General features: G+C 54.8%; 16 protein-coding genes. 8 read left to right on the top strand and 8 right to left on the bottom strand.

The window, feature by feature from the left end:
* Window positions 1-23: 23 nt before the first annotated feature.
* Window positions 24-1,529, top strand: coding sequence for a glycerol kinase GlpK (gene glpK / locus ACT3TF_RS08695; RefSeq protein ID WP_096281893.1), 1,506 nt, complete (start codon window positions 24-26; stop codon window positions 1,527-1,529).
* Window positions 1,530-1,820: 291 nt separating this feature from the next.
* Window positions 1,821-2,582, top strand: coding sequence for an ion transporter (locus ACT3TF_RS08690; protein ID WP_444672044.1), 762 nt, complete (start codon window positions 1,821-1,823; stop codon window positions 2,580-2,582).
* A gap of 10 nt (window positions 2,583-2,592) precedes the next feature.
* Here the strand turns inward: ACT3TF_RS08690 and ACT3TF_RS08685 are convergent, their stop codons facing one another.
* Genes ACT3TF_RS08685 through ACT3TF_RS08675 form a run of 3 tightly spaced genes read right to left on the bottom strand, consistent with a single transcriptional unit; the run spans window position 2,593 to window position 5,768 of the window.
* Window positions 2,593-4,674: an FUSC family protein gene (locus ACT3TF_RS08685; protein WP_444624519.1), complete on the bottom strand. Its 2,082-nt coding sequence runs from the start codon at window positions 4,672-4,674 to the stop codon at window positions 2,593-2,595.
* Window positions 4,675-4,677: 3 nt separating this feature from the next.
* Window positions 4,678-5,550, bottom strand: coding sequence for an efflux RND transporter periplasmic adaptor subunit (locus ACT3TF_RS08680; RefSeq protein ID WP_096281890.1), 873 nt, complete (start codon window positions 5,548-5,550; stop codon window positions 4,678-4,680).
* Entirely contained in the window at window positions 5,550-5,768 is a 219-nt protein-coding gene (locus ACT3TF_RS08675; protein WP_096281889.1) for a DUF1656 domain-containing protein, read from the bottom strand. Before ACT3TF_RS08675 ends, ACT3TF_RS08680 begins: the two co-directional genes overlap by 1 nt.
* A 281-nt stretch (window positions 5,769-6,049) precedes the next feature.
* Here ACT3TF_RS08675 and ACT3TF_RS08670 point away from each other — a divergent pair, with 281 nt between their 5' ends.
* Window positions 6,050-6,787, top strand: coding sequence for a YoaK family protein (locus ACT3TF_RS08670; protein ID WP_096281888.1), 738 nt, complete (start codon window positions 6,050-6,052; stop codon window positions 6,785-6,787).
* Between the two features lie 27 nt (window positions 6,788-6,814).
* Here the strand turns inward: ACT3TF_RS08670 and ACT3TF_RS08665 are convergent, their stop codons facing one another.
* The gene (locus ACT3TF_RS08665; protein ID WP_096281887.1) at window positions 6,815-7,717 is read right to left on the bottom strand and encodes a LysR substrate-binding domain-containing protein; all 903 of its coding nucleotides are present in this window, start codon (window positions 7,715-7,717) and stop codon (window positions 6,815-6,817) included.
* A 223-nt stretch (window positions 7,718-7,940) separates the two neighbouring features.
* Between ACT3TF_RS08665 and ACT3TF_RS08660 the strand changes: the two genes are divergently transcribed.
* Window positions 7,941-8,519, top strand: a complete 579-nt coding sequence (locus ACT3TF_RS08660) for an NAD(P)H-dependent oxidoreductase (protein ID WP_096281886.1) — start codon at window positions 7,941-7,943, stop codon at window positions 8,517-8,519.
* Window positions 8,520-8,598: 79 nt separating this feature from the next.
* On the opposite strand, the gene ACT3TF_RS08655 is transcribed toward ACT3TF_RS08660, so the two are convergent.
* The 3 genes from ACT3TF_RS08655 to msrP all read right to left on the bottom strand — a co-directional run bounded on the left by ACT3TF_RS08655 (window position 8,599) and on the right by msrP (window position 12,130).
* Complete coding sequence (locus ACT3TF_RS08655) at window positions 8,599-10,386, bottom strand: S8/S53 family peptidase (RefSeq protein ID WP_096281885.1); 1,788 nt, start codon at window positions 10,384-10,386, stop codon at window positions 8,599-8,601.
* A 104-nt stretch (window positions 10,387-10,490) separates the two neighbouring features.
* Window positions 10,491-11,108, bottom strand: a complete 618-nt coding sequence (msrQ, locus tag ACT3TF_RS08650) for a protein-methionine-sulfoxide reductase heme-binding subunit MsrQ (RefSeq protein WP_096281884.1) — start codon at window positions 11,106-11,108, stop codon at window positions 10,491-10,493.
* Window positions 11,108-12,130 carry a protein-methionine-sulfoxide reductase catalytic subunit MsrP gene (gene msrP / locus ACT3TF_RS08645; RefSeq protein WP_096281883.1) on the bottom strand — a complete coding sequence of 341 codons (1,023 nt, stop codon included), beginning with the start codon at window positions 12,128-12,130 and terminating at the stop codon, window positions 11,108-11,110. Before msrP ends, msrQ begins: the two co-directional genes overlap by 1 nt.
* Before the next feature lie 208 nt (window positions 12,131-12,338).
* On the opposite strand from msrP, the gene ACT3TF_RS08640 reads away from it, so the two are divergent.
* Complete coding sequence (locus ACT3TF_RS08640; RefSeq protein ID WP_096281882.1) at window positions 12,339-13,994, top strand: FMN-binding glutamate synthase family protein; 1,656 nt, start codon at window positions 12,339-12,341, stop codon at window positions 13,992-13,994.
* Between the two features lie 58 nt (window positions 13,995-14,052).
* Here the strand turns inward: ACT3TF_RS08640 and ACT3TF_RS08635 are convergent, their stop codons facing one another.
* Window positions 14,053-14,907 (bottom strand): sulfurtransferase, encoded by an 855-nt coding sequence (locus ACT3TF_RS08635; protein WP_096281881.1) that lies wholly within the window; start codon window positions 14,905-14,907, stop codon window positions 14,053-14,055.
* A gap of 230 nt (window positions 14,908-15,137) precedes the next feature.
* On the opposite strand from ACT3TF_RS08635, the gene ACT3TF_RS08630 reads away from it, so the two are divergent.
* The 3 genes from ACT3TF_RS08630 to ACT3TF_RS08620 are packed head-to-tail and all read left to right on the top strand — an operon-like array spanning window position 15,138 to window position 17,717.
* Window positions 15,138-16,112 (top strand): DUF2157 domain-containing protein, encoded by a 975-nt coding sequence (locus ACT3TF_RS08630; protein ID WP_444624524.1) that lies wholly within the window; start codon window positions 15,138-15,140, stop codon window positions 16,110-16,112.
* Window positions 16,076-17,203, top strand: a complete 1,128-nt coding sequence (locus tag ACT3TF_RS08625) for a DUF4401 domain-containing protein (protein WP_444624525.1) — start codon at window positions 16,076-16,078, stop codon at window positions 17,201-17,203. Before ACT3TF_RS08630 ends, ACT3TF_RS08625 begins: the two co-directional genes overlap by 37 nt.
* Window positions 17,193-17,717, top strand: a complete 525-nt coding sequence (locus ACT3TF_RS08620; RefSeq protein ID WP_444624526.1) for a GDYXXLXY domain-containing protein — start codon at window positions 17,193-17,195, stop codon at window positions 17,715-17,717. The genes ACT3TF_RS08625 and ACT3TF_RS08620 overlap by 11 nt, the downstream gene beginning before the upstream one ends.
* The last annotated feature ends 88 nt before the right edge of the window (window positions 17,718-17,805 follow it).

Below are 17,805 nucleotides of genomic sequence, written 5' to 3'. Positions count from 1 at the left end.
CGTTAACGATTGAGAGGCATTTCATGAGCCAGAAAAACTACGTTCTCGCTATTGATCAAGGCACCACTAGCTCGCGGGCGATGCTATTTGACCATGACGGCCGGATAGTCAGCGTGGCGCAGCACGAGTTTGAGCAGATTTTTACGCGCCCTGGCTGGGTTGAACACTGTCCTCGCGAGATCATGACCAGCGTGCTGACCACCTTAACGGAGGTGATTAACAACAGTGGTATTGATGTTGCCGAGATCGCCTCCATCGGTATTACCAATCAGCGTGAAACCACCGTGGTGTGGGACAAAAACACCGGGCAGGCCGTCCATAACGCCATTGTTTGGCAGTCGCGCCACTCTGCCGAGATCTGCGATGAGCTGCGTGAAGCAGGCCACGCCGATATGATTCGCGATAAAACCGGGCTGGTCATTGACGCTTATTTCTCTGCCACTAAGTTGAAGTGGTTATTTGAGAACGTGGCGGGTGTTAAGGAGAAAGCGGAGAAGGGCGATCTGCTTTTCGGCACCATAGATTCATGGTTGGTGTGGAACCTGACGGGCGGTGCCGTGCATGTCACCGATGTCAGTAACGCTTCGCGTACGATGCTGTTTAATATTCGTGATCGGCAGTGGGACCCGGAGCTTCTTGAACTGTTCGGTGTCCCGGAGTCGATGCTTCCCGAGGTTAAGTCCAGCAGTGAGATCTACGGCAACATACTGCCTAAGTTCCTGATGGGCCAAGAGGTGCCGATTGCGGGTATCGCCGGCGACCAGAATGCGGCTCTGTTTGGTCAGGCCTGTTTTGAGCCAGGTATGGCAAAAAATACGTATGGCACCGGCTGCTTTACGCTAATGAATACCGGCACCCACGCCACGCCCTCTAAAAACGGCCTGCTTACCACCGTGGCGTGGGAAGTGGATGGCACGCTGGAGTACGCCTTGGAAGGCAGCGTGTTTGTGGCGGGCTCAGTGATTCAGTGGCTGCGTGATGGCCTGAGAATGCTGGGAAAAGCTTCGGATTCAGAAGCGTATGCCACACGCGCTAAAGATAATGACGGCGTTTATATGGTGCCTGCCTTTACCGGTTTAGGGGCACCTTACTGGAACTCCAACGTGCGCGGTGCCATGTTTGGGCTCTCTCGGGGAACCCAGAAAGAGCACTTTGTGCGTGCGGCGGTGGAGTCGCTTGCGTATCAAAGTGCCGATGTCCTCAAAGCCATGCAGGCTGATGCTGACATTGCGCTGACTGAGCTTCGCACCGATGGCGGGGCGATCTCCAATGATTTTCTTGCCCAGTTCCAGGCCGATATCCTGGGGGTCGACGTACTGCGTTGCGAGGTAAACGAGACCACTGCGCTTGGGGCGGCTTATCTCGCCGGACTCGCCGTAGGATTTTGGAAATCACGCGATGAGATCGTCAAGCAGTGGGCGCTAGAGCGGCGCTTTACGCCGCAGATGAAAGACGAAAAGCGCGATGAGCTCTATGCAGGTTGGAAGAAGGCGGTAAACGCCACCATGGCGTTTCACGTAGACTCCTAAGCTTAACGCGTTAGGCTCAAGTGTTTTACAAGCCCCCGGCCCAGGCTGGGGGCTTTTGCGAAAAAGGTATTCAATATTGTATTAATAATGATCTATAAAGAGTCCGGCTGGAGGCGCCGATAGCATAATTCACATATCACGTAGCGAGAACAGCATAAGAACCATTCAAACTGCGCTGGCCTCCATTGGTGATCTACGCCTTGTATCCAAGGAATAAGCGTCCGAACATGCATGCTAAGGTGGTCATCTCTCGATTGATTTACGTCAACCGACGACTGTTGGAGCGAAGGTATGAATAGAGCTATTTTATACCGTCAGTTGGCGGCGGAAGCCCGTCAGCAGCTTGGGCTGTCGCTGCTCAATAAGGTGATTTGCGCGCTGATTTTGGCTGCCTCTTTCGCGGCCATTTTAGAGACCGAACCCACACTTCGCCAACGAGCACCGGGGCTATTCTCTGTACTTGAGACCGCGTTTGTTGTGATCTTTACGGTTGAGTATCTGTTACGGCTTTATGCCATGGGTGAAGACCCGCGCTATCGCGGATTCGGTGGTCGGCTTCGCTATATGTTTACGTTCTGGGCGCTGGTGGACCTAATCGCCATCTTGCCTTACTTCTTGGGTTTTATGACCCACAACAACGCCTTCCTGCTGCGGCTCTTACGCTTAGCGCGCATGCTGCGTCTCGCCCGGCTGGGGCGGTTTAGCCAGGCTTGGGTGTCATTGGCTGACGCGTTAAAGTCCCGTTCTCATGAGCTTTTGCTAAGCGCGGGCGTGGCGGGGTTGCTGCTACTATTTTCATCCTGCTGTCTTTACGTGGTGGAAGCCGCCGCGCAGCCCGAGGCGTTTGGCAGCGTGCCGCGCGCATTGTGGTGGAGCATCGCCACGCTAACCACCGTTGGCTATGGCGACGTAACGCCTATCACGGCGCTTGGGAAGTTCTTTGCGGGCCTAACCGCCGTGGCAGGCATCGGTATCATCGCCATGCCCACCGGTATTCTAGCCGCCGCGTTTAGCGATGCATTGCAGAAAAAATCATCAGATGCCAAAAAATAGCTACACACAGCTACTTTTGAGCCGCCTGTGTCGTCTTCGTTTGTAAGCTGTTATCACGCTTAAGATGCGGCCGCTCTGCCATGATGCGCGCCAGACGCTCAAGCGAGAGCTCCAACCGTTCAATCAGGCCTTCCAGCAGGATGCGGCGGTCGGCGGGTACATTGCCGTAGGTTGTAATCGCTGCATCCAGCTCTTTTCCTGCCTCGCGAATGCCTTGTGGCTGGTGGCCGGTAGCGCTGTGCTCAAAACCGGTAGCGAGTGTGCGCAGAAGGTTTTGATGCGCTTGGCGGATCTGCGGATGCGGGGCATCGTCTAGCCGGTCGCGCAGCCTTAGCGTGGCGGTGCCGAGATCGAGCCCGGTAAGGCCAAGAATGAATAGGTGGCGCTGCTCTTCGGGCAGCATGTCATCGTGCTGTGCTAGATGCAGTAGACGGTCCGCCATGTGGCCGCTGAAGCGGGTTTCGGCGTCGCGAATGGAGTTTCGTCTCAGCGCATGGATATCTTTGGAGATCGCTTTTATCAGGCGTCGTCGTCTCAGCTGAGTGCCCAGGCCTGGGAGCAGACGAAAGGCCATGACGACGCAGCTAAGGCCGATAATCACCGAGATGGCTCGGTTGGCAAAACTATCAAACGAGAAGTCCATACCATTGCCGGGCATCGTCAATAGGATGTTGAAAATAGTAAAGGCGAGGCAGTACCCCATGGTCGCCATATTCGTGGCCCCTAACAGGCCTAAAAATAGCGGTGTTCCGAAAATGAGTGCGAGTAACGGAAAGCTATTGGCCTGAGAAAGCAGCACATGGCCAAATAGAAAAGCGCTGGGAATGGCGGCCAGCATGCCCTTATAAAACATCATGGTAATCGCTATCGGGTTGTCACGACTGGCGAAGAAAGCCGAAAACAGAGTGCCTAGCATCATCGCAATCATCGCGCTCTGCCAGGCAGTGACAATCCAAAAGGTCGCCAGCAGCGAAAACACCAGCCCTGAGCGTATGGCATTAATGCTAGCGGCAAGGTGATCGCGGTGCCAGGCTAGCTGCGATGAACGTAATTTATAGCGTCCTGGCGAGGCTATGGCTTCACGGGCATCGAGCATGACCATAGCGTGGCCAATTGATTCACGTAGCCCTAATCGAAGGCGGCGGTCTAGCGGTGCTAAGCTGCTTTCATCATCGCTTTCATGGACCTCATGACGCAGCGCTTGAAGCGCTTTTCTGGCCTCAATGACGCCTTTGACGTGTTCTGCATCACGAAAACCCTGCGCAACGCGACATGCCAACTGAAGGCTTTGTGGGTCAAGCCGGTCGGCGTGGTCGTGCATAAGTTGATGGAGTGCCTGTAAATTGGCGAAAAAGCGCAGGGTGCGGCGCGTTAGCACATGGGTCGCGCGTACCCGCCCCGGGCCAATAGGGCCTTCAAAACGCGCAGCTTGGCTATCGGTTTCTAGTAAGGTTAACGGGCCTAAGCTACCTCGAAGAGCCTTCTGCATGGCGGAAATATCGTCGCTAGCTTCCAGGCGCAGGGCGGCATGCTCAAAGGCTTCGTTGATCACGCTGTCGGCCTGGGTGGCAAGATGCGTTCCCACATGGGATGGCCATAGCAGCGAGCTAACTAACATGGCGCAGACCGCGCCCAGCCCTAGCTCGGATAGGCGCGCCACCGCGATATCGAAAATTCCCGCGGGCGTGCTACCGCTGGAAATAACTACGATCAGCATCGCGGTGACGGCCGCCATCAGGCAGCCATAGGTATAGTTATTACGCCATAGCGAGCCAACATAGGTGCATAGCATAATCCAGCTAGTCAACGTGATAAGTGCGGGTATGCGGGCTTGAGCGAAGAATGCCATGATTACAATGCCCGCTACAGCACCAATAAAAGTGCCGACAAGCTGGCAGATGCCTTTTTCGACCACCATGCCGCTCATCGGACGAATTTGCAGAAAGGCCGCGGAAATTAGCGCCCAGTAGGGGCGTTCTAAATCGAACAATAGCGCAATGTAGAGCGCAAGCATCATTGCAAGCGTGGTCTTGATGGCGAACTTCACCGCCGTGGCGTTGGGCGTCAGGTAGGTTTGCAGAAACGGCGACATGACTTACTCAGGCTGCGCGGCAGGGCGAACGCGCACGGTTGCCGTCATACCCACGCTCAGCAGCATCTCATCAGGCACTTCGTTTAACGTAATGCGAACGGGGATACGCTGCGCCAGGCGCACCCAGTTAAACGTCGGCGCTACCTGGGGTAGCAACTGCGGGTTAAGGCTGGTGTTGCTATCGGCAATGCCGCGGCCAATGCCCGCAACCCGACCGTCTAAATGAGTATCACCGTTCATCAGGATGACATTGACCGGATCGCCAACGTTGATCGATGTCATTTTGGTTTCTTCGAAGTAACCGACGACGTAGTAAGAGTTGTCGGCTATCAGTGCCATCACCGGCGTGCCGCGATTCACGTAGTTGCCTGTGGTGAGATGTACGTTAAGTACGTGCCCGCTGACGGGGGCTGTAAGCTTTGTGCGTGCTAAATCAAGCTGGGCGCTGGCTAATTGCGCCTGGGCTTGTTCTAAGTCAGCGGCGGCAATACGCGAATTAATTTGTGCAATCTGCTGATTTTCGGCACTAATCGCCCGGCTATTGCTTAATTGGTTGCGTCGGCCCTCTTCCGCGCGGTTTAACTCAAGCGTTGCCTGGCGATGGTCCACCGTGGCTTGGGCGCTGTCGACGGCAGACTGATAGCGCGTTTCATCGATATCAAACAGCGCATCGCCTTGCGCTACGTAATCGGTGTCCGCAACGTCAAGGGTACGCACCCAGCCGGAAACATCGGGGGCAATGGTGATCACTTCGGCGTGTACGCGGGCGTCGCGGGTCCAGGGAGTGTACAGATAGTAGCGCCATAGCCAGGCACCGGCGGCAATGGCAATCGCGACAATAATAAGGGTCAGCAGAATACGAAGCGAAGGGCGCATTAAGGGCTCTCAAGCAAAATGGTAAAAATGAAGGTGGTGGCTGCCGTAAAGATGACAAAAAGCGAGATATCGAACCAGGCCTCGTACCACAGCGCATACTGCCCGACTGCCCAGTGGAGCAGGGAGCGTGTCACTAGCGTTGCGACAAACCCAATCAATGCGTAAATCAGCAGTGGGCTGAGGTAAATGCCACCAAAAGCGATTTCTTGAAGACCCATAACATCCTTAAATGGCCTGGAAGCAACATAAATAGCGATGAGTGTAGCGAGGTGAATCACGCACGTTGGGCGGTTTTTCCACCTGCCAGTATAGAAAGATTACACCAATTTTTCCCTTAGCGTGATAGAGCATAAGCTGAGTTTTCCACTGCACGCTTGGGAAGCACAATAACCATCAGCGTAGGGCGTTAGAGAATCGTTCAAGTTTCATTAACGTTTTAAGAGTTATGCTTTAGTCTTAACGTCTTATTTTGTCTACTTCAAAATGGTGGAAAAGATTTGTGCTGATTAAAAAGAAGAAAGCTCGATCCCATACCGAAGATCGTTATCTGGCACTGGTGTTAGCGACGGCCGCCGGTATTCTCAACGCCATGGCCTTGGGCGCCTTTGGTTTTCTCCCTTCGCATATGAGTGGCAATGCCTCGCAAATATCGAGTGAGGTGGCTAGCTCAGATACGTATGGCTTTTTGTTTCTAGCCGCTCTGCTTCTGGCATTTGTGATAGGCGGTGGCCTTGCGCGGGTTGCCGTGATTGCTGGGCAAAAATTCAGAACAATCTTTTGCTTGATTCTCCTGGCGGAAGGTGTGGCATTAACCGCAGTGTCGGTGTTTGAAATTTTGTTTTACTCGGTACGCTTCAATGGGGAAATACTGATAACCCTGGGCTTTCTGATGGGAGTACACAACTCCACCTCAACTCAGCTGTCGAATGGGCGAGTGAGATCCACTCACGTGACCGGCACGTTGACGGATGTTGGCATTGCACTAGGCTCGTTCTTGTCGTCATTTGTTTCACGCGATAAGGGGCTCGACCGGCGTTTTTTTCAAAAGCAGCTGCACACGCATTTAACGACGATTTTTTCATTCCTTAGCGGGTGTCTGGCCGGATTAGTGTTGTTTGATTTATTCGGCTTCCACGCGATGTTGGCGCTAGGTGTTTTTTTGATCGTCGTTGCCTTGAGCGCCATTGTTATGACGGTGCGTATGGCCAGCAAGCTGATGGTCGCCAGAAAAGCTTAACGTTAAATGGCATCGCAATTGTTGCGTTCAGCGCTGTAAATACGTCCCCGGTAATTGCTCTGCTAAGAAGTCCATAAACAGCCGCGTACGCTGTGAAAGCGTGGCTTGGCGGTAGTAAACGGCATTGACGGTTTGGGTCTGTAGCTCAATGTGGTTGGGAAGCACTTCAACGAGGGTGCCTTTCTGGCGCGGCGTAATGGTCATAAAGTCGGCTAAACACACGATGCCTTCGCCCGCTACGGCCAGCTCCACTAACGTGCTGCCGCTAGAGGCCGCAAGCGTTGGGGTAATAGCCAAGAGTGCCCCATCGGCGTGACGCAGCGGCCAGCGATTGAGATGATCGAGCTGATTAAAGCCCAGCAGGCTGTGCTGTTTGAGATCATCAATGCTTTGCGGTGCGCCATGGTATTCAAGGTAGGCGGGGCTTGCCAGAATGCGCAGTGGGCTGTAGCCGAGTAAGCGTGCATGAAGCGAGGAATCTTCCAACTCGCCGATACGGATGGCCAGATCAACCCGTTGTTCTAGCAGGTCGACAAACCGGTCATGAGTGTCGAGCGCTAGTGTAATACCAGGATAGCGAGCACGAAACTTGCCAATCACCGGCACAATCACGAACTGCATAAAGCTAGGGGCTGCGTTGATCCTCAGCCTGCCCTTGGGCTGGCTATGGCGATCCAGCATTGCTTCTTCAGCCTCGTCCACGGCCGCCAGAATGTGGCGGCAGTGCCCCAAGAACGTCTCGCCTTCCTCTGTGAGCTCCAAACGACGCGTGGTTCGGCGCAGCAAGGTAGTGCCGAGCTTTCGCTCTAGGCGATTAAGCGCACGGCTAACGCCAGAGACCGTAATGCCGAGCCGTTCCGCGGCGTTAGTGATTGAGCCGCTTTCGACCACTGTGACAAATGCCTGCTGTTCTTCAAGGGTGCTTTTCATATGGGAGGCTCATTAATCAGGCATCTCGATCTTTATCTGTTGTTTTGAGATGAGTCGATAACGTTATCAGTATTGTTGATTTTAAATCAAAAGTATTTTGACCCAGCACGGCTTCTTTTCCATCTCTTTTGATCTCACAATACGCGCCATATGCAGCTCTAGCTATGCTGCTTAGCTATATTATATAGCCAAGTTGCTAGGTAATTATTTAGGAATTCAAGCAATGAAGATTTTACTGATTAATGGCGGAAAAGCGTTCGCTCACTCTGGCGGTGAACTCAATAATACGCTGCAAAGCGTGGCAGTGAGTACATTGCAGGCGTTGGGGCATGAGGTGCGCGAGACAGTGATTGACCAAGGTTATAATGCAGATGCCGAGGTGCAGAGCTATTTGTGGGCCGATACGATTGTGTATCAAATGCCTGGCTGGTGGATGGGCGCCCCCTGGATCGTCAAGCGCTATATTGATGAAGTGTTTACTGCGGGGCACGGTTCACTCTACGCCAGCGATGGCCGTTCGCGCCAAGATCCTAGCAAGCAGTACGGCAGCGGAGGCTTACTGCAGGGGCGCCGCTATATGCTGTCGTTGACCTGGAACGCGCCTTTGGAAGCATTCGAAGCGCCGGGTAACTTCTTTGAAGGGCGAGGAGTGGATGGGGTGTACTTTCCGTTTCATAAATCGCAGGAGTTTATCGGCTTAGCGGCGCTGCCGACGTTTATTGCCAACGATGTGATGAAAGTGCCTAACGTTGAGCGTGATACCGATGCTTATCGCCGCCATCTGCGCACAGTTTTTGGCTAAACATAAGTTAAAGCCCACCTCGTAAGGTGGGCTTGTCTGGATCGTGTGGCTTGTCTTGCCTCCTCTTGACTAGCTCAGCTCAGCGCTCTCGGTCCAAGCTCTGAACGGTGAGGTCTAGCGCTTTGTACATGTCTAACCTGGCTGACAGGCCGATATCCGGGTGATCGAGTTCATTAGCACGTTCCGATGGCAGTATCGGCGCGGTGAGGTCATCGGCATCGGTCGGTTCGAAATCGTACTCTTCACCGATGGTCATAGCGCTACGACGCAATAGCATGCGCAATTGCGCCGGTGTAAGAGCGGGGTCTATCGACATCATGGCTGCCAATAAACCGGCCACCAGGGGCGTTGCGTAAGAGGTGCCGCAATGGGCAGGGCCTTGCTCTCCCTCTATCAGAGAAGAGCCTCTAACGCAGGCGGCTGCCGTTATGTCGACGCGCATATCAATATTCGACGCGTCGCGTTTGACCACGTAACCAGGGTCGTCAACCTGCAGTTCTTGATCGCCTTGCTGATGACCACCCACCACAAACAGCTGGTCGGTCACGAAAGAGGACGGTAGACGATAATCATCACTTCCAGAAAACGACGAGGCGTTACCCGCTGAGTTGACGACTACCACGTCGGGATGTTCGCGGCGTAGCCATAAGAAGAATTCTTCGAGTAGCTCCTCATAGCCGCTCATGGCGATACCGGAACGCACCAGCGAGTCGACTTCTTCTCCGTCAATATCGATGGCCCCCACTCGATGAATGCCCCAGCTCCAGTTGAGTACGCGTACACCGTCTTCCACCAGATTGACCGACGCGGCGATATTGGCGGTAATGCCCGCATCCGAATTGCGGTCAACAATCACATCGAAGCCTGGGCCTACCGAGTCTAGCCCGCGTAGAAAGCCGCTATTGCCGCCTTCATTCCAGGCGGCGGCAAAGACGCCGGCAACCGTTGTGCCATGCCCGTCGGGCGCGACGGCATCGCGTGCATAGACACAGGTTCTAAGAGAGTCCGTGCGACAGTCGCCCAGGTAGTCGGCAAAATCCGGTGCGTCGAAGTCTACTTCCCGCTCGATGACGCCAATGCGAATGGGCTGAGTCTCGATATCGCCGCCCTGACGTGGCAGGCGCCGCTTATAATAATTTACCGCGTCTAAAAAGCGATTTGACGCCCAGTCCTGGTCGTCGGCTGCGGGCAGCTCATCGGTCTCGCTCTCAACGCTTTCTTCTGCGCCTGATTCTTCGACCACCACCGCATCGACGCTGACTTCACTGCCTAGCCTGAGTACTAGCGCATCGCGTGCATCTAAGTTGCTGACCGGAAGGCGCAGCTGGTAGGTGTTAAGCGGCGGGATTATACCGACCACCTCTGCACCGTACTTTTCTGCTAATCGCTGGGCTTCTTCGGCACCTTCGTAGCTTTCTTCAATAATCACGCTGACCAGATCCACGTAGGTGGTCAGGCCATCCATGTTCTCCGCCAGCTCTTGGTCCGTGGCCGCTACCACGTGACTGCCTTTGAGGCTTATCCATACCGGGTTGCTCGCTTGGTCGTGTTGCTCAAACCACAGCGGGCCGCTTTGTGTGTCGGCGCTGGTGATGCGGACACGTATATTTTCATCCGTGTGATCAAGGTTTTCGGCCTGAAGCGGTATTCCGTTCAGCTTTACCTGAAAATCGCTGTTATCAAGCCCGCTGACGTTCAGGCAGAACTCTTGAATATCTTGCTGTAAAAGATCGCCACAGCGCTGCAGTTGTTCAACGCGCAAAGGTTGTTCATCACCTATAGACTGCTCCGCGCTTGCGTCAGCTGCGAGCAATAGCGATCCTAACGCTATTACCCGACGGGTAGCGCCTAAATATTTTACGGCCATTATTACTACTCCAATACGGTATTAGACTGTCTGCCCATAGCATAACGGCATTAGGTGAACTGAACATGAACCCAGCCTGCAAGAGCTTACCTTGTCAAGGGTATTTAACGGCTAAACCGCTGACGAAACTTAGGCAGGGTGCGAGCAACAGGCGGTAGGCGGGTGGCCATTATCAATGCAGCAACGGCGGCATAGATGGCCCATTCGCGCAGATCGGCGCGCACTATCCAAAAGAAGTGCAGCAGTGCCAATGCTAAAATAGCGTAAGAGAATTTGTGCAATGGTTTCCAGCGCTTGCCTAGGCGTTTCATCGCCCAGCGGTTGGAAGTCGCACCCAGCACGGCAAGGCCGGTTAGCGCGATCATGCCCACAATAATGTAGGGCCGTTTGACAATTTCGCTGCCTAGCAGCGCCCAGTTAAGCCCCAGAATAAATAGCGCATAGCTGAGCAAATGCAGCGTGGCGTAGGCCAGTGTCCATAAGCCTAGCTGGCGCCGAATGAGTGCAAAGCCTTTCCAACGGGTCAGCTTGGTGAGAGGCGTGAGGCTTAGCGTGAGCAGCAGCATCCACAGTGCGCCAATGCCGATGTTGAGTAGCAGGTAACGCCCGGGCTCAGGGCCAGCAGCGTTATTGGCGACTTGCCAGCCCCAAAACAGTAGCGGTGTTAATGCCGCCAAGAAAACGCCAATGCGCCAAACAAGCCATATGCGCGGTGCTGCCATCAGTAATTAGCCCTTAAATCCAATCCCGCATACATCTCGGCAACTTCGTCCGCGTAGCCGTTAAACATAAGCGTATCAATATGGTTCGGGCTGAACAGGCTGTTGGGCAGCCGCCGTTCGGAGGCTTGGCTCCAGCGTGGGTGGTCAACCTGTGGGTTCACGTTAGCGTAGAAGCCGTATTCGTTGGCGGCAATCTCCTGCCAGGAGTTGACCGGCTGCTCTTCAACTAACGAAATGCGCACAATCGATTTGATGCTCTTAAAGCCATATTTCCATGGCACCACTAATCGTAAGGGGGCGCCGTTTTGATTAGGCAGTTCGCGGCCATACATGCCCATCGCCAGTAACGTGAGCGGGTTCATGGCCTCGTCTAAACGCAGACCTTCCACGTAGGGCCAGTCAATCAGCGAGAACGACGAGCGCTGCCCTGGCATCTGATCCGGGTCTACCAGCGTTTCAAAACGCACGTATTTTGCTTTGCTGGTAGGATCGGCGCGCTTGATTATCTCGGCTAGGGGAATGCCTAACCAGGGAATGACCATCGACCACGCCTCGACGCAGCGCAGGCGGTAAATACGCTCTTCAAACTGCGACGGCTTGGCGAAGTCTTCAAGCGTAAAGCGCCCGCCGTTGTTAACTTCACCGTCGACCACCACGCTCCAGGGCTGAGTTTCTAAGCTGCCTGCATGACGGGCTGGGTCACTTTTTCCCGAACCGAATTCGAAAAAATTGTTATAGCTGCTGACATCCTCAAAGGGGGCGATAATGTCTTTTTCAGGATCGCTTGGGGTGACTGCGCGCCACTCAGTTTGGCTAATCTTTTCGCTTAACCAGGGCGGTGCACTGCCGTCGGGCACATCAGAATAGTCAGCGGCATTGGCGTAAGCTTTTTGTCCCGCCAGAGCAATCCCCGCGCCTAGGCCCGCCATGCCACCCATAAAGCGACGACGTGAAAGGTAAATAGACTCCGGCGTTACATCGGATTCGTGTAAATCACTGGGTTTGGCAATTTTTATAAGCATATGATGCCTCCGCTAGGAAAAGCTTGCGCACAGCGTGGGTAGTGAATGCTGCATTGGATATTACTTAGTGTGGTAAGTTCACCAAAACTTATACTAATCCTCTCCATTAAATAGAGCGAGTTGGGCTGGTGAGCCGCTACCTTGCTCCGATATGCTACCTAGGCCGTCATACCCTTTTGCAGACGGTTGATAAGGAGTTTGTGTTCTCATGATAGAAGCTCGGGGATTAACCCGCATTCCTTTGCGCAATGCCGCCTTTGTTGCATGCGTGATCCTACTGGTCATCTCGCTGATTGGCTTAGTATTTTCGCTTGTATGGCTAGTGGGCGTGGCACTTTTTGGCCTTCTTGCTTGGCTAGGCTTGCACGACATGCGCCAAACACGGCGAACGGTCAGCCGTAATTACCCAATCTTGGCCCACATTCGATATACCTTGGAATCCATTGGCCCTGAAATACGCCAGTACTTTATTCAGTCGGATTTGGACGAACGCCCGTTCTCCCGCGAGCAGCGTGCCGTGGTGTATCAGCGCTCTAAAAATGAGAGCGATAAGAAGCCTTTCGGCTCACTGTTGGATATGTATAAACCGGGCCATGAGTGGATCAATCATTCGCTGCTGCCCTATGCAATTGAAGACGCTGACTTTCGGGTTCGAGTAGGCGGTAGCCGCTGTAGTCAGCCTTATTTTGCTAGCGTGCTTAATATTTCGGCGATGAGCTTTGGCTCGCTTTCAGGCAATGCCATCGAAGCGCTGAATGCGGGCGCCTGCAAAGGGGGCTTCTATCACGACACCGGTGAAGGGTCGATTTCCCGCTATCATCGCATTCACGGTGGCGATTTAGTCTGGGAAATCGGCTCCGGCTATTTCGGCTGCCGCCACGACGATGGCTCGTTTAACGAGGAACGGTTTGCCGCCAACGCCAGCGATGATCAGGTCAAAATGATCGAAATAAAGCTGTCGCAGGGAGCCAAGCCCGGCCATGGTGGCATACTGCCGGCGGCTAAAGTGACCGCAGAAATTGCCGAGGCCAGGGAAGTGCCCATGGGCCAGGATGTGATTTCTCCCGCCGCTCACACCGCCTTCTCTTCACCGCTAGAGCTGATGGAATTTATTGCCCGCCTACGTGCGCTTTCCGGCGGCAAGCCGGTTGGGTTTAAGCTGGCAATTGGCCACCCCTGGGAGTGGTTTGCGATTGTAAAGGCCATGCTGGAGACCGGTGAGCGGCCTGATTTTATTGTGGTGGATGGCGGCGAAGGGGGAACCGGTGCCGCGCCGTTAGAATTTATTAACCGTATGGGCGTGCCGCTCACCGAAGCCGTGACGCTAGTGCACAACACGCTTGTTGGGGCTGGGCTGCGCGAGGAAATTCGCATCGGTGCTGCTGGCAAAATCACATCGGGTTTTAATATTGCCCGCACGTTGGCGCTGGGGGCCGACTGGTGCAATGCCGCCAGGGGCTTTATGTTTTCACTGGGCTGTATTCAGGCGCTCAACTGTCACTCCGATAAGTGCCCAAGCGGCGTGGCAACCCAGGATCCTAAGCGCAGCCGTCATTTGGATATTGCTGACAAAACGGAGCGGGTATATCACTTCCACCGCAATACGCTAAAAGCGCTGGCGGAAATGCTAGGGGCGGCAGGGCTCACCCACCCGAGTGAGCTGGGGCCAGAACATATCATCCGCCGCGTATCGGAAAATGAGATTCAGTCCTACGATCAGGTCTTTACGTTCTTGAAACCCAATGAGCTACTGCATTCTAAATGTGAGCACACCGTGTTTAAGCACTATTGGGAAGATGCCCGAGCGGACTCTTTCTTGCCGCCCCCGGCGATAGAGCGGCTGCGCTTTACTAAGTTGGAGTGACAGCTATGGCTACTGGGTTTCCGAGTGCTCACCTGCGTTTAGCGTTGGGAGTGAGGATTTAGTCGCCGGTAGCGATAGCCCGTTGAGGGTCGGTGATCCATTCGCTCCAGGAACCTGCGTACAGGCTGGCCAGAGGGTAACCTGCCAGGCAAAGGGCAAACAGGTTATGGCAGGCGGTTACGCCAGAGCCGCAATAGGCCACCAACGCTTCCGGTGAGCGCCCGCCAAGCTTCTCGGCAAAACGCTGCTTGAGCTGCGGCACGGGCAAAAAACGTCCGTCGCTGCCCAGGTTGTCGGTAAACGCCGCGCATTGCGCGCCGGGGATATGCCCGGCTACCGGGTCGATAGGCTCTACATCACCTCGAAAGCGTGGCAAGCCTCGGGCATCCAGTAAGGTGAGGTTCGGCTGGCCAAGGCGCTGCTGTAGTTGCTTGGCCTCCAGCAGCAGGCGGTTATCTGGCTGACCGCTGAAATGCCCGGGAACACTCTGCGGTGAATCCTGGCTCAAGGGCAGGCCGACGGCGAGCCAGGCGTTCAAGCCGCCATCAAGAATGAACACGCCATCTCGCTTACCCAGCCACGCCAGCAGCCACCACGCCCGGGCGGCATAGGCACCGGTGCCATCGTCATAAAGCACGATGGTAGCGTCGTTATCAATGCCCCAGTCTCGCAGGCGATCAACCAGCTGTGCGGGGTCCGGTAAGGGATGACGGCCGGTCACTCCCGGGATAACCGGCGAGCTCAGGTCGCGGTTCAGGTCAGCGAAATGCGCCCCGGCGATATGCCCCGCGGCATAACTTTGCTGCCCATAGCCCGGGTTTTCCAAAGCAAAGCGGCAATCCAGAATCACCAGGCCGGGCTGCTGTTGCTTTTGGCCTAGAGCAAGTGGGCTAATTAGCTGTGCGAGGGACATAGCGGGCTCCTGAAAAATAAGTCGAACATTGATCCTACTGCATTTCTTATAAGGCGTGGGCCTGGAAGACGTAAAACCTTATAGTGCTTCCTTCTTTCATTGTTAATCCTAAGTACGCATCAATGGCACTGACGGCCTCTTTCGCTCGCGCGCGTTAGCGTCTATGGTCAGGCTATGCTGACCGATCGGCATTGTTGAGTGCTAACTTCTCTACCTTCCCAAGGAATGCCATGGCTTCTTCACGCCGTGAACTGGTGTCGTTAATTGAGCAGAGCGTCATACCGCCAGAGCAGGTGACACACGCTATTGAGGCTGCTGGGTTGAGGCCATCGCCCCGTGACTGGGCGATCTTTGTTGATCGATTACTGCTGTGGCTAGGCGGGCTGGCGCTAGCCTTTGCGGTGTTGTTTTTTATTGCTTATAACTGGCTCGAGATGGAGCGTTGGCTGCGCTTTGGCGTGGTGCAAGCCGCGGTGTTGCTGGCGGTAGGTATCGCCGTGTGGGCCAAGACTCGCCTGACCTTACAGCGTGTGGCGCTAACGTCGGCCACTTTGTTAGTGGGTGTACTGCTAGCGCTGTTTGGTCAGGTGTACCAAACCGGTGCTGACCCCTGGCAGCTGTTCTTTACCTGGGCGTTGCTAACGTTGCCCTGGGTCTGGGTGGCACGTTTTGAGCTACTTTGGGTTCTGTGGTTAGGGCTGCTCAATCTTGCCATCGGGCTTTATTTTCGTACTTGGGGTGGGCCGTTTGGCGCCCTGGCAAACAGTGACGCTGCGCTGTGGGGGTTGTTGGGGATCAATACCCTTGCATTGATCTTCTGGGAGTGGGGCGCTTATTCCGGGCGTTGGGGTGAAGGTCGTTGGGCCGCTCGCTTGCTCGCGGTGGGCAGCGGGGTACCGATCACGCTGCTATTGATGTCCCTGATTGCCGAGATGCAGCCGATGTGGTCGTCAGTGCTGGTGATTTATCCTCTCTGGCTTGTGGCGCTGTATACCGGTTATCGCCACTGGCAGCCGGATCTGTTCATGATCGCAGGCGGCTGCGTCTCAGTGATTGCCGTGGCCACGTGGCTGCTTGCTCGATACTGGCTGTGGGAAGGTGAGTGGCAGGCAGGAAGTTTGTTGCTTATGGCCGTCGCGGTGCTAGCGATGGGCGCCGGGGCTGTCATATGGCTGAAACGGCTACACCGGGAGACATGGCAATGATGCGCAGAGCCGACGATGCTCAAACAAATAGTTTAAAAGCCAAGCTGACCCAGTCAGGCATTGTGTTAAACGCTTCTACGCTGCCGGCGACGCTAGAAACGCCGTGGTTTGTGCGCGTGTTGCAGGCTTTTTCCGGTTGGCTGGCGGCATTTTTTTTACTGGGCTTTATCGCCATTGGCGGAGTGTTTATTGTCGAGAGCGCCGCTGCATCGTTGGGCCTGGGGCTCGTTTTGATCGGCGCTGCTTTTGCGCTACTGCGGGCAGTTCACAGTGATGTGCTCGAACATCTGGCGCTCGCCATTAGCTTAGCCGGGCAGCTACTAGTGGGCTGGGCCGCCATCGAGCATTGGAATAACGCTGCCTATGTATGGTGGTCGATGCTGGGTTTGCAGAGCGCACTGGCGCTGGTGATGCCAAGCGTAACGCATCGTGGCTTTTCTGCCTTTGCTGCCAGCGTAGCGCTGTATCTGGCGTGGGTAACAGCGGCAACGGGGATGGCCGCCAGTGGCATTGTGCTGTGTGCACTAACCGCACTTTGGTTAAACGAATTTCGCTGGCCACGTCGCATTAAAGAGATGCAGGCGTGGGGCTATGGACTAGCGTTGGGCCTGCTGGTCACTCAGGGGCTAGCGCATGCGGGTCATCCGCTGCCGTTTCTTTATGAAGCGCTGGATAGCAATTTAGTGCGGCTAGGGGTTTGGATGAGCGTTGGGCTCGTTGCGCTGGCACAGCTGATTCTTTTCCAGGCGCTGTTTAACAAACAGCCTTTAGCTAGCGTGCGCTGGATGACCTACGCTGCCGGTGTGGTGCTGTTGGGGGTGACGTTTTATGTCCCTAGCGTAGGCCAGGGCGTGGTGGTCATGCTGTTAGGCTTTGCTATTGGCAATCGCGTGCTGACGGGGTTGGGGATGCTTTCGCTGATGCTGGCGATCGGCAGCTATTACTACTGGCTGGACGCAACGCTTCTGACGAAGTCGATAGCGCTTTTGGTGATGGGAACCCTGCTGCTAGGGCTGCGTTTTGGGCTACACCGGAGGTGGGAAGCTAGGATTGCTCACTCGAGCGATGGGAGCGTAGACAATGATGCCTAACGCGAAAGCAAGCAGGCTGGTGATTCTCGTGGGCATGTTGCTGGTGTTGGCCGTGATTAATGGGGCAATTTGGCAGAAAGAGCGTCATTTGGCGCTGGGTGAGATTGTCTACCTTGAGCTCGCGCCGGTCGACCCGCGCTCATTGATGCAGGGCGACTACATGTCTTTGAACTTTGCTATCACCAGCCGTATTCAAATGGCGTTGAATCCAGAGGGTGATATCTTGAGCGCCAGCGATGGCCACGTCGTTGTGCGCTTAGATGAGCAGTATATCGCCCACTTCCAGCGATTAGATGATGGCAGCCCGATCGGTGATCAGGAGCGGCGCCTACAGTATCGACTACGTAATGGCTATGTGCGTTTTGCTACCAATGCTTTCTTCTTCCAGGAAGGTCATGCCGAACGCTATCAATCCGCCCGCTACGGGCAGTTTCGCATTAACAACCAGGGCGCGCCGCTGCTGGTTGCTTTATACGATAGCGAGTTGAAGTCGCTAGGCAGCCTGGTTAGATAGCGTGCTGTGAAACACATATTCGCATTGCGCATGCCTATGTTTGCTAAACCGAATAGAGAAAAGGAGTGCATGATTGATGAGAACGGTG

Source organism: Halomonas sp. AOP25-F1-15, assembly GCF_052378675.1.
GTDB classification, from domain to species: domain Bacteria; phylum Pseudomonadota; class Gammaproteobacteria; order Pseudomonadales; family Halomonadaceae; genus Vreelandella; species Vreelandella casei.
Note: the sequence above shows the minus strand (reverse complement) of the source record. Positions and strands in the feature narration are given on the sequence as shown.

Coding starts and splice junctions, on each gene's coding strand:
- glpK (WP_096281893.1), top strand. CDS start 24: ATGAGCCAGAAAAACTACGTTCTCGCTATTGATCAAGGCACCACTAGC.
- ACT3TF_RS08690 (WP_444672044.1), top strand. CDS start 1,821: ATGAATAGAGCTATTTTATACCGTCAGTTGGCGGCGGAAGCCCGTCAG.
- ACT3TF_RS08685 (WP_444624519.1), bottom strand. CDS start 4,674: ATGTCGCCGTTTCTGCAAACCTACCTGACGCCCAACGCCACGGCGGTG.
- ACT3TF_RS08680 (WP_096281890.1), bottom strand. CDS start 5,550: ATGCGCCCTTCGCTTCGTATTCTGCTGACCCTTATTATTGTCGCGATT.
- ACT3TF_RS08675 (WP_096281889.1), bottom strand. CDS start 5,768: ATGGGTCTTCAAGAAATCGCTTTTGGTGGCATTTACCTCAGCCCACTG.
- ACT3TF_RS08665 (WP_096281887.1), bottom strand. CDS start 7,717: ATGAAAAGCACCCTTGAAGAACAGCAGGCATTTGTCACAGTGGTCGAA.
- ACT3TF_RS08660 (WP_096281886.1), top strand. CDS start 7,941: ATGAAGATTTTACTGATTAATGGCGGAAAAGCGTTCGCTCACTCTGGC.
- ACT3TF_RS08655 (WP_096281885.1), bottom strand. CDS start 10,386: ATGGCCGTAAAATATTTAGGCGCTACCCGTCGGGTAATAGCGTTAGGA.
- msrQ (WP_096281884.1), bottom strand. CDS start 11,108: ATGGCAGCACCGCGCATATGGCTTGTTTGGCGCATTGGCGTTTTCTTG.
- msrP (WP_096281883.1), bottom strand. CDS start 12,130: ATGCTTATAAAAATTGCCAAACCCAGTGATTTACACGAATCCGATGTA.
- ACT3TF_RS08640 (WP_096281882.1), top strand. CDS start 12,339: ATGATAGAAGCTCGGGGATTAACCCGCATTCCTTTGCGCAATGCCGCC.
- ACT3TF_RS08635 (WP_096281881.1), bottom strand. CDS start 14,907: ATGTCCCTCGCACAGCTAATTAGCCCACTTGCTCTAGGCCAAAAGCAA.
- ACT3TF_RS08630 (WP_444624524.1), top strand. CDS start 15,138: ATGGCTTCTTCACGCCGTGAACTGGTGTCGTTAATTGAGCAGAGCGTC.
- ACT3TF_RS08625 (WP_444624525.1), top strand. CDS start 16,076: ATGGCTGAAACGGCTACACCGGGAGACATGGCAATGATGCGCAGAGCC.
- ACT3TF_RS08620 (WP_444624526.1), top strand. CDS start 17,193: ATGATGCCTAACGCGAAAGCAAGCAGGCTGGTGATTCTCGTGGGCATG.